This is a genomic window from Mesorhizobium sp. M0016, assembly GCF_040324035.1.
Lineage (GTDB): Bacteria > Pseudomonadota > Alphaproteobacteria > Rhizobiales > Rhizobiaceae > Mesorhizobium.
Window position 1 is genome coordinate 24,307 of the sequence record NZ_JAMYVM010000003.1, and the last position, 13,299, is coordinate 37,605.

The window sequence follows — 13,299 nt, forward strand, 5'->3', positions numbered from 1 at the left end:
GTTCTCGTCGGCGTCAGGCCGCGACCAGGAGTTTTGTCATGCTCCGACTTTGCGGATTCATCGCGGCCTTCATCCTTGCCGGCCTCACAAGCTTTGAGGCCTGCGCCGATCGAAGGGTCGCGCTCGTCATCGGCAATTCCGATTATCGCGACATCCCGGCGCTGAAGAACCCGGCCAAGGATGCCCAGGACGTATCAGCCACGTTCCGGCTGGCGGGCTTCGAGGTTTTCGTCGCCGAGAATCTCACCAAGCAGCAGTTCGAAGGCCAGTTCCGGGACTATCTGGCCGCCGCCGACGGCGCCGATCTCGCCGTCGTCTACTATTCCGGGCACGGCTTTCAGATCGGCGGCGAGAATTTCCTGATACCGGTCGACGCCTCGTTGAAGAAGGCGGCCGATATCGAGGTCCAGGCCATCAAGCTCAACGACGTGCTGGAGCAGCTGCGCTCGAAGTCGAAGATCCAGGTGATCATCCTCGATGCCTGCCGCAACAATCCCTTCCCGCGCAACAATTACTGGCTGCGCGACCAGCTTGTCACCGCCGGCAATACCGGGCTGGCGCAGGTGCGAAGCTCGCTCAACACGCTGATTGCCTTCGCCACCGAACCAGGTGCGGTCGCCTATGACGGCAGCGGCGACCTGAGCCCGTTTTCATCGGCGTTTTCGCGGCGCGCGCTGGCGCCGAACCAGGAGATCCGCACGGTCATGTCAGCGGTGCGCCGCGATGTCGTGCAGGCCACCAACGGGATGCAGGTGCCCTGGGAAAATTCGTCGCTGATCGATGACGTGGTGCTGGTGCGCCGCAACAACCGGCCTTCGCTGCCGCCAGTGCTGGAGAAGGTGGTGCTGTCGGGGGTCGGTCCTGTCGCTCTCGGCCTGCCGGAGCCGGTCGATGTCGATGGCGGCGCTATCAGCGTCAGCATCGAACGTCCGCCAGCAATGGGCCGTCTGGTGCTGGACGGCAAAGACGTCGCGGTGGGCGAACCGATCGCCGGCAAGGACCTGCCGCGCCTGCAAATGGATGTCCCCAAAGGGGCCGCCACGCAGGACGAGGTGGATATGCTTGCCTATGCCACGCATGACAACTGGGGCGGCGGAAGCCAGGGCATATTGGTGTTCCGCGTCAAGAGCGGCGAAGGTGCGGCGGGTCAGCAGATCATGGCTTCGCTCGAGGCCGAGCAGAAGCAGCAGGTGCTGGAGCGCGGCATCCACATCACCGGCGCTGCCGAAGCAATCGAGAACCGCAAGCTTGATATTCCCGTCGGCGTCGGCCCGGTCGCGCTCAATCTGGATTTCCCCACCGACGATCCGGCGGTCAGCCTGAAGGTCTCGGGGTATCCGGCAACGGGAACGCTGTCATTGCCTGATCGAACCTTGTCGCCGCAATCCAGCCTTCTGGCCGGTGAAGTCGACCATCTCCGTTACGAGCCGCAGATCGGCGCCGGCGCGCCGGTCGAGGTCGGCTTCGAAATCCGCGCCGACAGCAGCTCCGCCAAGCCGGCGACGATGAAACTGTCGCCGACGGTCGAGGCTTGCGACACCGCCGCCGGCGAGCCTCTCGACCTGCAAGGCGTGGTGCCCGGCCTGCTGCCGAACGAGATCGGCGCCGGTGCGGTGGCAGCCTGCGAGGCGGCGGTGAAAACCTATCCAGACGTCGCCCGCTTCCACTACGAGCTCGGCCGCGCGCTGCTTGCGGCAGGCCAGGTTAGAGAGGCCAGGACAGCCATCGAGGAGGCCGCCAAGAAAGGCCATGTCCGCGCCGTCTTCGAACTCGGCTATCTCAACGCAACCGGAACCGGAACGGCCATCGACCGCACCCAGGCCAACGCTCTCTACAAGGCTGCCGCAGACAAGGGCGATCCTTACGGCATGACCTCGTGGGGACGCGCGCTGTTCAATGGCTATGGCGTCAACCGCGATACGGCCAAGGGCCTCGACCTGCTGCTCAAGGCGGCGGCCATGGGGCACACCTATGCCATGAACGATCTTGCCGCCATCTTCACCGAGGGCCGCAACGGCGTGCCTGCCGATCCGGCCCGCGCCGTCGCCTTCCTGCAAGCGGGGGTGCAGCGCCAGGACATGTATTCGATGAACCTGCTCGGCCGCAATTACCTCGCCGGCCAAGGCATCGACAAGGATCCGAAGACGGCGCAGGCGCTGTTCCAGCAGGCCACCGATCTTGGCCAGCCCTACGCGCCCGGCAGCCTCGCCCGCATGTACAGGGATGGCGCCGGTGTGCGCCAGGACCCGGCGGAAGCGCAAAGGCTGTTCGAACTGGCGACCACGCGCGGCGATCCGTCGAGCGCCTATGATCGCGCGGCGCTCGAAATGGCGAAAGGCGACAAGGCCGATCAGGCTGTCGCGGTGCGCTTCCTGGCATTCGCCGTCGCGCTCGATCTGCGCAAGGAGCTGCCGGACGCCAAAAAGGGCCTGGCGCAGTTCGGCACCAAGCCGAAAACGGCAGCTTTGGACGCCCTGCGTCGAGAGCTCAAGTCGAAGATCCCCCCGTCCGGTTCGCTGGACACGCAACTGGTCAATGCGGCCCGGGGGGTCTGGGAAGAAGCCAATCCGCGTCGGGATTTGTTCTGAACAATAAGGAGGCCATGGTGGGCAAGGCATTCAAGCAGACATTCGGGCAGGCATTCATCGGGATAATTCTATCCGGCGTTCTGGCCGGGCTCATGGGCTGCACCTCGGTATCGCCGATGTTTGAGCCGGCACCGCCGGCGAAACACCGCAAGGTGGTTCGCGTAGCACCTCAGCCAAAGGTGGTCAGATACAACAAGGCGACCACCGGCAAAGTGATCAAGCCGGCGGAAGAGACCCCGCAAAAGCCGCCCGTGATTCCTTCTCTCGGCGGCAGCGGAGGCGGCGGTGGGGCTGGCGGCGGCGGCGGCGGTTGGGGATGAGATCGTCGACCAAGGGCGCTGCACTCAGCGGCCCCAAAGGTTCTTGCTAAGATCCGCATGAGCCTTGGACAACGTCAAGCCGAAATCGTCCATCCCTGTCGCGGCATCGGTTGGCCAGCGGACAATTCGGCGCAGCGCTGCACGGAAAAGGCAGCGGACGAACGCTGCCAGTGCAGAGGCCACGACCGCCGCCGGATCGAGTCTGCGAGCCGCCAATGCCCGATGGGCCTGTTGTGTTTCGAGATAGCGGGCCAGCGCAATATCGTGACGCGATGGTGCGCCAAGCTCCTGCCGGTCGCGCCCGGGGTCGTCATGCCAGATGGGCCACTCGGTCGGGCCAGGGTGATGCACGGTATCCTCCTGCGAAAAGAGATCCAGTGCGAACAATCTCCTCAAGCGCCGTGAGCAACGCGTGGGAACCTGCGTGATGGAATCGTGAAAAGCGCCTCGGCGGCGGAATAAGTGTTGAAATGGAGTGAGCTTGAGCGGATCGTCGTCGCGCTGTGACCGTGGCGGATCCGATGACCGGACCTTATCTTCACCTGCTGGGTGGTTTCGACTTTGCCGGCGTCGGGGCCACGGTTCCAGCCATCAGCCGCAAGGCGCGTGCGATGGTCGCCTATCTCGCGCTGCAGTCGGGGCATTCGCAGTCGCGCGAGAAGCTGGCGACCCTGCTCTGGGGCATCAACAGCGAGGCGCAGGCGCGAATGAGCCTGCGGCAAGCGGTATCGTCTGTCAGGAAGGCCATGCAGACGTGCGGCGGCGGCCGCTTCCTCACCGATGGCAACAGCGTCGCTCTGCATCTCGACGGCCTTGATTTCGACGTCGCGCGGTTCGAGGCGCTGGTCGCCAGCCCGGCACCCGAAGACCTCGAACTGGCGCTCAATGTCTACCGCGGCGACCTGCTCGACGGCTTCGGCCTGAAGGAGGAGCCATTCGAGGACTGGCTGAGGATCGAACGCGAGCGGCTGCGGGCACTGGCCGTCGTGGCGCTCGACAGGCTCGTCGCGCATTATGCAGCGACGAACGATCCTGCCGCATGCGTGCGCGCGGCGGCGCGCCTGCTGGCCATGGACCCGTTGAGGGAGGATGTCCACCGTGCCCTGATGCGCGCCTATGCGGCGCAAGGCAGGACCAATCTCGCGCTGAAGCAATATGAGCACTGCCGCACCGCGCTTCTACGCGATCTCAAGCTGCAGCCGGAGCCGGAGACGCGGCAATTGTTCGAGACGCTGCGCACACGCCGCACAATGGCGCCGGCACGGCCACCCACGACTGATGCGGATGACGCTACCGGCTTCAGCCACGAACTCGCGCCCCCCCCGACCCACTATGTCAAATCGGCCGGGATCAACATCGCGTATCAGGTGACCGGCGACGGTCCGGTCGACCTGATCCATGTGCCGGGATGGGTCTCCAACCTCGACCACGCCTGGGGCTCGCCGCGGCTTTCGCATGTGCACCGGCGGCTCGGCACTTTCTCGCGCCTAATCCGCATGGACAAGCGCGGCACCGGGCTCTCGGACCGCAATGTCGGTCTGCCGACCCTGGAAGAGCGGATGGAAGATGTGCGGGCAGTGCTGGATGCGGTTGGCTCGAAGCGCACGGTGCTTTTCGGCAGCTCCGAGGGCGGCCCGATGTGCATGCTGTTCGCGGCGACCTATCCCGAGCGCACAGCGGCACTCGTGCTCAATGGGGCCTACGCCCGCGGCAGGTGGTCACAAGACTATCCGTGGGCGAAGACAAGCGAGCAGGTGGAAGAGGATCTGGCGATCGTCGAGAAAGAATGGGGAGCGGCGGCGGATATGAGCAACGCGGCGCCCAGTCTGATGAGCGACACGTTCGAGACAGAATGGTTCGCCGCCTATCTCAGGAATTCTGCCTCGCCCGCCGACGCGATCGCCCTGTGGCGCTGGGGAGCCGAAATCGATGTTCGCGACATTCTGCCTGCTGTCCATGTTCCGACACTGATCATGCAGACGACTGGCGACGGCTGGGTGAAGCGGGAAGAAGGACGTTACCTGGCGACGCACATCGAGGGCGCCCGATACATTGAGTTCGCCGGCCGCGACCACGTCATCTGGGGCGAGAATTCCGATCGGATCGTCGACGAGATCCAGGCTTTCGTCACCGGCGCCTTGCCGGCGGCCCCAGGCGAACGGCTGCTTGTGTCGGTGCTGTCCCTCGACATGACGGGTTCGCCTTTCGGCATCGACCCGGCCGAGCGGCACGCCGAAGCGCTCCGTGGCGAACTCCTCGCGGCCGAAGGCAGAGAGATCAGCCGATCGGACGGCAAGGTGCTCGCGGTGTTCCAGCGGCCAACGCGGTCGATCCAGTGCGCGATCGCCATCCGCGATCGCTTGCGGCAATCCGGTGTCGAGGTCCGCTCGGCGGTGCATATCGGCGAGTGCGAGCAGCGGGGCCATCAATTTTCAGGCGCGGCGATCGAACTGTCATCGCGTCTGCTTGACCATGCGCGGCCGGGCGAAATCATCGCATCAAGGACGGTGCGCGATCTCGTGGTCGGCTCCGGCCTGCGGTTCGAGGAGCGTGGCGAAATGGCGGCAAGCGGGCTGCCCGGCGCGTTTCGGTTCTATGCGGTCGATGGTTCGGCTTGAGCCGCTAGGTCACCTCTTCCCTGCCCCGAACCGCAGCCCGTCCATCAGCAGCTTGACCAGCCGGCGCGAGCGGTCGCGCCAGTCCTTGGTGTCGGGGGCCGAGTAGATGCCGCCGAGTGCGTGCAGCACATCGGAGGCGTCGACGTCGCTGCGGATCGAGCCTTCGGCCACCGCCGCCTCGACCAGTTGCCGCAAGGCCAGCGACACCCGGCCCGACATGTCGGAGAACACGGCGGAATTGGTGTTGAACAGGATGCGCAGGCTGGCCGCAAGGCCGCGCTTGGTGGCGATGTAGTCGACGAAGCGCTGCATCCACTGTTCCAGCGCCACATCGGCCGAATGGTGGCTGGCGAGATCATCGGCCGCCGCGCAGAGCGCCTCGACTTCACGCCGATAGACCACCTCGACCAGATGCTCGCGGGTTGGAAAATGCCGGTAGAGCGTGCCGATGCCGACGCCCGCCTGGCGCGCGATCTCCTCCAGCGAGGCATCGACGCCGTGCTCGGCAAAGGCCGCTGCCGCAACCTCGACCAGCCGGTCGCGGTTGCGCTGCGCATCGGCGCGCAGCGGCCTTGGCGCTGCGGCTTCGCGCCTCTCGTCGGCAATTGCTTGCGACTGCTCGGTCAATTTTTTCTCCACTGTCGAAATATGGGGGCTTGAACCCAAATGGGTAAGCCCCCAACTGAATAAAAGGAGGCGCCTCCGTTTTAGTGGAGCAGCCTCATCATATAATCAGGGGAGCCGGTATGTCACGTGTTGAGATTGTGAAGACTGAAGCATCCCCTGCCCGCTGGAAAGTCAGGGCGGCCGAGCTGTCAATCTCCCCCCTCGTGGGGGAGATGTCCGGCAGGACAGAGGGGGGCCCTGTCCCGCCAGCCTATCGAGGCCTGACCAACACCCGCTTGGAAAAGGTCTATTTCGATGGATGTAAATCGGGAACGTCGCATTCCTTCGCGCCCCCCTCTGCCCTGCTGGGCATCTCCCCCACAAGGGGCGAGATTAGGCGCACCGTCGCCTCTTCCCTTTTCCTCTCCCACTCGGACGCCATTTCAATCCCCTAGCGTCAAGCAACTGGAGCCAGACGCCCATGAGCAGCCAGACCATCCACCTCACCATCAACGGGCACGACCATGAACTGCAGGTCGAGCCGCGCGTCACGCTGCTTGACGCCTTGCGTGATCGCCTCGACCTGACCGGCACCAAGAAGGGTTGCGACCAGGGCCAGTGCGGCGCCTGCACGGTGCATGTCGAGGGACAGCGCGTGCTGGCCTGCCTGACGCTTGCAGCACAAGCCGAAGGCCGCGAGATCACCACCATCGAAGGATTGGCCGGCGACGACGGCACGCTCAACGCGGTTCAGGCTGCTTTCCTCGACCAGGATGCTTTCCAGTGCGGTTACTGCACGCCCGGACAGATCATGTCGGCGGTGGCCTGCATCCGCGAGGGCCATGCCGGCTCGGATGACGAAATCCGCGAATACATGGCAGGCAATCTCTGCCGCTGCGGCGCTTATCCGCACATCGTCGCCGCCGTGCGCCAGGCGGCACTGGAGGTCGCGTCATGAGGGATTTTTCGTACATTCGCGCCGATACACTCGACGCCGCACGCCAGGCAGCCGCCGTGCCCGGCGCCATGCTGCTTGCCGGCGGCACGACGCTGGTCGATCTCGCCAAATGCGGCGTGGCCGAACCCGAGAGCCTGGTCGACATCACCCATCTCAAAGGGCTCGACGCCATCAAGGTCGACGCTGACAGTGCCATGATCGGCGCGCTGGCCAAGATGAGCCTCGTCGCCGACAATGCCGAGATCAAGAGCCGCTTTCCCGCGGTCTCCGAAGCGCTGTGGCAGGCGGCTTCCGCGCAGCTGCGCAACATGGCGACCATCGGCGGCAATCTGATGCAGCGCACGCGCTGCCCCTATTTCCGCGATCCCGCGAATTTTTCCGCCTGCAACAAGCGCTCGCCCGGCAGCGGCTGCTCGGCGATCGGTGGCGTCACCCGCGGCCATGCCGTGCTCGGCACCAGCGACGCCTGCATCGCCATGTATCCCGGCGATCTCGCCACCGCGCTGGTCGCCTTCGACGCCGTGGTTCATCTTGGCGAACGCCAGGTTGCCGTCGACGACTTCTTTCCCCTGCCCGGCGCCACGCCCGACAGGGAACATGCCATCCAACCGGGCGAGATGATCACGGCCATCAGCATCCCGGCTTCAGCCGCCGCCCGGCGGTCGACCTATCTCAAGGTTCGCGACCGGCAGTCCTATGAGTTCGCCGCTGCAAGCGCCGCAGTCGGCATCGACTTCGAAGCCGATGGCCGCACCATTCGCGACCTGCGCGTCGCGCTGGGCGGCGTCGCGACGAAGCCGTGGCGGGCGCACGCCGTCGAAGCGGCGCTGAAGGGCAAGGTGCTCAGCGAAGACAGGGTGCGGGCGGCCAGCTTGCTCGCCGTGGAAGGGGCCATCGACCACGGCGCCAACCACTACAAGATCGAACTGGCGCCGCGCGTCGTCGCCCGCGCCATCCTCAAGACGGGAGCCATGGCATGACCATTCACGACCCCAGGACACGGCACGGCGATGCTTCGGACGGCACTGCCGATCAGGTTGGCGGGCGGCTGTCGCGCGTCGACGGCCCGGCCAAGATTACCGGTGCGGCAAAATACGCCGTCGAGCAGCAGCTCGACGGGCTAACCTACGGCGTCCTGGTCGAAAGCACGATCGCGTCAGGCAAGGTGCGCTCGATCGACACGTCAGCCGCCGAGGCGGCACCTGGTGTGTTCAAGGTGCTGACGCCGGACACCATCATGCCGCTGAAGACTGCATCGGACTGGTTCGGCACGCCGCCGCCGGACAAACCCTACTGCCCGCTGGCGCGCGACATCACCTTTTCGGGCCAGCATGTCGCCGCGGTCATCGCGGAGACTTTCGAGCAGGCCGTCGCGGCAGCGGCGATGGTCAAGGTCAGCTATGACCAGACGCCGGCCATCGTCGACCTCAGCGACGCCAAGGCCGGCGACGGCATTCCGATCGCCGCCATGACCAAGGAATGGGGCGATGCGCAGGCCGCTTTCGCCGCTGCCCCGGTGCGCGTCTGCGGCGCCTATAACACGCCGCGCGAATACCAGGCGCCGATGGAGCCGCATGGCCTCATCGCGCGCTGGGAGGGCGATCGGCTGACCGTGTGGGAACCGAGCCAGTGGCTCGACGGCATGGCCCGCACCTATGCCGAATGGTTCGACGTGCCGTTCGAAAATGTACGGCTGGTCTCGCCCTATATCGGTGGCGGCTTCGGCTCCAAGGCATTGGCGCTCGGCCATGGCGCGGTGGCGGCTGCCGCAGCAAAAATGCTGGGACGGCCCGCGAGGGTGGTGATGACGCGGCCGCAGACTTTTACCGGCTATGGCGGCCGCGCCGCGACCCGCCAGACGGTGACGATCGGCGCCGACCGTGACGGAAAGATCCAGTCGATCGTGCATCGCGGCGTCAACGAAACATCCATAGACGGAATGTGGGTCGAGCCGTTGGGCGTCGTCACCTCGATCATGTATGCGACGCCCAACTTCTCCTCGAAGCAGAATGTCGTGCGGGTGAATTCGGTGGTGCCCGGCGCCATGCGCGCGCCGGGCGAAAACCCTAGCGCCTTCGGCATCGAAAGCGCCATTGACGAGCTCGCCTATGAGGTCGGCATCGATCCGCTGGAGATCCGGCTGAGGAATTACGCCGAGCAGGATCCGCACGCAAAAAAGGCTTGGTCGACGCGGCAGTTGCGCGAGGCTTTCGCGGCTGGCGCCGAACGCTTCGGCTGGGCCCAGCGCACGCCCAAACCGCGTTCGATGCGCGACGGCAACCAGCTGATCGGCTGGGGCGTCGCCGCCGGCACCTATCCCGTGCGGCGCGCTTACGGCGAGGCCATCGTTCGTATCCTTGCCAACGGCTCGGTCGAGGTCGAAAGCTCCTCGATCGACATGGGCCAGGGCACCTACACGATCCTGGCGCAGACGGCGGCCGAAACGGTCGGCGTGGCGGCCGACCATGTCGTGGTGAAGCTCGGTGATTCCCGGTATCCCCGCGCCGGCGTAGCCGGCGGGTCGCGGCTGGCCGGCGTGATGACGGGCGCGGTCTACAAGGCGGCGACATCGGCGCTCGACCAGCTTGTCGGGCTGGCGATCAGCGATCCGCGCTCGCCCTTCCACGCGCTGCAGGCCAACACGCTGGTCGTCGCCAATGGCCGCATCAGGTCGCCGCGCGGCGATGGTCCCGATGTCTCGATCGCCGACCTGCTGGCCAGCGTCGGCCGCGACCGCATCGAGGCCACAGGCGACACCATGCCGGCGAACTCGACCGCCGAGGATCGCTACAAGAACTACACCACCATCGCGGCGGCGCTGCCGCACACCGAGGGCGACTATTCGCGCCACTCCTGGTGCGCGCATTTCATCGAGGTGCGCGTCGACGAGGATTTCGGCACGGTGCGCGTGTCGCGCGTGGTATCGGCGCTGGATTCCGGCCGGCTCTACAACCCCAAGCTGGCCGAAAGCCAGTGGAAGGGCGGCATCATCATGGGCATCGGCCAGGCGCTGCTTGAAGAAGGCATTGTCGACCGCAGGCATGGCCGCATCGTCAACAACAATCTCGGCGACTATCTGGTGCCGACCAATGCCGACATCCCCGATATCGAGGTCATCTCGGTCGGCATTCCCGACCTGCACTCCTCGGTGCTCGGCGGCAAGGGTGTCGGCGAACTGGCCATCGTCGGCGTAGCGCCGGCGATCGCCAACGCGGTGTTCCACGCAACTGGAAAAAGGATACGCGACCTCCCGATCACGCTGGAGAAGTTGATCTAGGAAGCGGCGTGCGTAATCTCCCCCCTCGAGGGGGAGATGTCGCCGAAGGCGACAGAGGGGGTCGCCTCTCGTAGAGCGCCAACCTCCTTCCGCCGCAGTAGGTCGAGCCCGGTCGGACCACCCCCTCTGCCCTGCCGGGCATCTCCCCCTCAAGGGGGGAGATTGGCAGCTCGCGCGCCTCGGCTACCAGTCGAGCTTGAACGCAAGTTTGCCGAAATGCTGCCCGCCTGCCGACATGTGCGCGTAGGCTTCGGCCGCCTGCTCCTGGCTGAACACCTTGTCGACGACCGGGTCGATGCGGGCGGCGGCGATGGCGCGGACGGCGGCGCGAAGGTCAGATACCGACCCGGTGTTGTTGCCGACCACCTTCAGCGCCTTGATGATGATCGGCAGCAGGTCGACCGTGGCCTCGGCGCCGGTGACGAAACCGATGGTGAACAGCGTGCCGCCAGGCGCGGTGGCGTTGACGGCGCGGGCGAAGGTGGCGGTGCCGGCGGTCTCGACGACGAGGTCGGCGCCGAGGCCGCCGGTCAGTTCCAGCACCTTGCCGTCCCAGTCGGGCGTCGCGCGGTAGTTGATGAGATGATCGGCGCCGAGTGCCTTCGCCCGCTCCAGCTTCTCGTCCGACGAAGAAGTGATGATGACGGTTGCGCCGGCGGCTTTCGCCAGCTGAAGGGTGAAGATGGAGACGCCGCCGGTGCCGAGCAGCACGACGACCGAGCCCGGCCCGACATCGGCGGCGCGGACGGCGTTCCAGGCGGTGGTCGCGGCGATCGGCAGGGTCGACGCCGCCTCGAAAGAGAGACGAGCCGGTACCGGCACGAGCGAGTTGGCCGGCAGCGCGACATATTCGGCGAGCGACCCCGGCAGCGAAATTCCGCGCATCTGCGTCATCTCGTTAGGCCGGGGCGGACCGCCGATCCAGCGCGGCTTGGCATGGGCAACGACGCGATCGCCGACGGCGAAATCCGTAACGCCCTCCCCCAGCGCGACGATCTCGCCGGCGCCGTCGGCGACGGGAATGAGCGGAAAGCCGGGCACACGATAATTGCCGCTGGCCACCGCCACATCGACGAAATTCAGGCTCGCGGCGCGCTGGCGGATCAGCACTTCGCCGCGCTGCGGTTCAGGCGTGGCAATGGTGGTGGCGCGAAAGGCGTCCAGCTTGGCGGCGGTCAGTTCGATGGCTTTCATGGCTCACGCATTCCTGTTTAAGGGGTCAATCGTCAGGATTGAGTGAAGCTATCTGCTGCGCTACAAGCAGATAATCCGGAATTTTTACATTTGAGTCCTGTGCTTTATGCAGCAATCACACGACCCCGCCAGCCTTGCCGAAATGGCCGCCTTTGCGGCCATCACCGAAGCGCGCTCCTTCACCAAGGCAGCGTTGCGCGTCGGGCGCGACTCGACGGTTCTGTCACGCCGCCTGCAATCGCTGGAGCAGCGGCTCGGCGTGCGGCTGCTGCACCGGACCACCCGAAGCGTATCGTTGACGGAGGCGGGAGCGGAGTTCCTGATACGCGTCCGCGCCATCCTGGCCTCGGTAGACGAAGCCGAGGCTGCTGCTTCCGCGCATGCCAGCGGGACGCCGCGCGGCTTGCTGCGGCTGGCGCTGCCGGGAACCTTTGGCCGTATGTGGATCGGGCCGCTGCTGCCGCAATTTCTAGCGACGTTCCCGGATGTCAGCATCGAGGCCGAGTTCTCCAACCGGTTAGTCGATCTCGTTGCAGAGAACTTCGATGTCGCCGTCCGTCTCGGCGCGCTGGAGGACTCGCGCCTGGTGGCGCGCAAGATCGCGACACGGCGGCGGTTGCTGTGCGCTGCTCCCTCCTACCTCGCCCGCCGGGGCACGCCGGAAGCGCCGGAAGCGCTCACAGAACACGCCTGCCTCGGCTTCTCCGGCTTCCAGACCTTTCCAACCTGGGAGATGACCGACAGTTCGGGACGCCGCGTCAACGTCGACGTCTCGGGGCCGATGGTGTGCGACGATGCCGAGGTGCTGGTCGAAGCCGCGGTGCAAGGCCTCGGCCTGATGATGAGCACCGACTGGCTTGTCGGACGCGAACTCGCCGACGGACGGCTGGTGCCGGTGCTGGCGGACTGGACGCTGGCCGACGAAGGCGCGGTCTATGTCGTCATGCCCTCGGCCAAGGGACAAGCCGCCAAGACACGCGCCTTCGCCGAGTGGATCGGCAAGCGCTTCGCGCCGGAGCCGCCCTGGACGTCGAGGCCGGTCTCAAAGGCTTGATCAATGGGGCGCGCCGGGGGCTAAGACGGCATATGCCGCTGTCACCAGGCCTTTTGTCCTGTATGATCTCGTTGAATGTAGCTTGGGAGGGGATCATGCAAAGTGCATTGGCGAAGTTCATGATGGCAGGTTCCGTTCTGGCCGCGCTGCAAGCCGCGCAGCCGGCTTTTGCCGCGTCCTGCAACTGGAGCGCCAAGATGGAAGAAGACGAAGGCGGCAGCGTGCTGACGGCTTCGGTGTGCGGCGGACCGAAGGCCGATGCGCATCTGATGCTCGTCTGTTTCGACAAGCCGGTGCTGAGCTACGATCTGGGTGCGGCCGGCCAGCAGCTGGAACCCGGCATCAGCGCTTCCTTCACCTTCAAGGGCGGTGACAAGAGCGTGACCAAAAAGCTCGACCTCGAGGCCATGTATAATTACTTCACGGCTGAGCTGAGCAAAGACGATCCACTGCTCGGCCTGTTGCGCAGCAAGGGCGACGTCACGGTTACGGCCGACAAATATGGCGAGAACAGCTTTCCGCTGACGGGCTCGAGCGCTGCGATCGGTAAGGTGCTGGCGCAGTGCGGCAAAAGTTCGGCCGGCGAAGCGGACTGAAGCTCCCTACTTTCGACCACGCAGCTTGGTCCCGCGCCTCCATCAGGGCAAAGCCAAGCAGGTTCTCGCCGCGCCCGGTTTGCCGTTT

At 65.7% G+C, this 13,299-nt stretch carries 11 protein-coding genes; 8 read left to right on the plus strand and 3 right to left on the minus strand.

Features of this window, described 5'->3' with window-relative positions; genetic code table 11:
• Nucleotides 1-38 precede the first annotated feature (38 nt).
• Nucleotides 39-2,588: a caspase family protein gene (locus NKJ88_RS05120; protein ID WP_023824458.1), complete on the plus strand. Its 2,550-nt coding sequence runs from the start codon at nt 39-41 to the stop codon at nt 2,586-2,588.
• Nucleotides 2,589-2,602: 14 nt separating this feature from the next.
• The gene (locus NKJ88_RS05125; RefSeq protein WP_023824457.1) at nt 2,603-2,908 is read left to right on the plus strand and encodes a hypothetical protein; all 306 of its coding nucleotides are present in this window, start codon (nt 2,603-2,605) and stop codon (nt 2,906-2,908) included.
• 24 nt (nt 2,909-2,932) lie between these two features.
• On the opposite strand, the gene NKJ88_RS05130 is transcribed toward NKJ88_RS05125, so the two are convergent.
• Nucleotides 2,933-3,295 (minus strand): hypothetical protein, encoded by a 363-nt coding sequence (locus NKJ88_RS05130; RefSeq protein ID WP_023824456.1) that lies wholly within the window; start codon nt 3,293-3,295, stop codon nt 2,933-2,935.
• A gap of 134 nt (nt 3,296-3,429) precedes the next feature.
• On the opposite strand from NKJ88_RS05130, the gene NKJ88_RS05135 reads away from it, so the two are divergent.
• Nucleotides 3,430-5,526, plus strand: coding sequence for an alpha/beta fold hydrolase (locus tag NKJ88_RS05135; protein ID WP_032886696.1), 2,097 nt, complete (start codon nt 3,430-3,432; stop codon nt 5,524-5,526).
• A gap of 9 nt (nt 5,527-5,535) precedes the next feature.
• Here the strand turns inward: NKJ88_RS05135 and NKJ88_RS05140 are convergent, their stop codons facing one another.
• A complete protein-coding gene (locus NKJ88_RS05140; protein WP_032886693.1) occupies nt 5,536-6,153 on the minus strand; it encodes a TetR/AcrR family transcriptional regulator in 618 nt (205 codons plus the stop codon).
• 460 nt (nt 6,154-6,613) lie between these two features.
• Between NKJ88_RS05140 and NKJ88_RS05145 the strand changes: the two genes are divergently transcribed.
• Genes NKJ88_RS05145 through NKJ88_RS05155 form a run of 3 tightly spaced genes read left to right on the plus strand, consistent with a single transcriptional unit; the run spans nt 6,614 to nt 10,367 of the window.
• Nucleotides 6,614-7,090, plus strand: a complete 477-nt coding sequence (locus tag NKJ88_RS05145; protein ID WP_352443660.1) for a (2Fe-2S)-binding protein — start codon at nt 6,614-6,616, stop codon at nt 7,088-7,090.
• Nucleotides 7,087-8,070: an FAD binding domain-containing protein gene (locus tag NKJ88_RS05150; protein WP_023805585.1), complete on the plus strand. Its 984-nt coding sequence runs from the start codon at nt 7,087-7,089 to the stop codon at nt 8,068-8,070. The genes NKJ88_RS05145 and NKJ88_RS05150 overlap by 4 nt, the downstream gene beginning before the upstream one ends.
• Nucleotides 8,067-10,367 (plus strand): xanthine dehydrogenase family protein molybdopterin-binding subunit, encoded by a 2,301-nt coding sequence (locus NKJ88_RS05155; RefSeq protein WP_023824454.1) that lies wholly within the window; start codon nt 8,067-8,069, stop codon nt 10,365-10,367. The genes NKJ88_RS05150 and NKJ88_RS05155 overlap by 4 nt, the downstream gene beginning before the upstream one ends.
• A 183-nt stretch (nt 10,368-10,550) precedes the next feature.
• On the opposite strand, the gene NKJ88_RS05160 is transcribed toward NKJ88_RS05155, so the two are convergent.
• A complete protein-coding gene (locus NKJ88_RS05160) occupies nt 10,551-11,561 on the minus strand; it encodes a zinc-dependent alcohol dehydrogenase family protein (RefSeq protein WP_023712504.1) in 1,011 nt (336 codons plus the stop codon).
• A gap of 106 nt (nt 11,562-11,667) precedes the next feature.
• On the opposite strand from NKJ88_RS05160, the gene NKJ88_RS05165 reads away from it, so the two are divergent.
• Complete coding sequence (locus NKJ88_RS05165) at nt 11,668-12,615, plus strand: LysR family transcriptional regulator (protein ID WP_023743889.1); 948 nt, start codon at nt 11,668-11,670, stop codon at nt 12,613-12,615.
• A gap of 95 nt (nt 12,616-12,710) precedes the next feature.
• The gene (locus NKJ88_RS05170; protein ID WP_245260094.1) at nt 12,711-13,211 is read left to right on the plus strand and encodes a hypothetical protein; all 501 of its coding nucleotides are present in this window, start codon (nt 12,711-12,713) and stop codon (nt 13,209-13,211) included.
• The last annotated feature ends 88 nt before the right edge of the window (nt 13,212-13,299 follow it).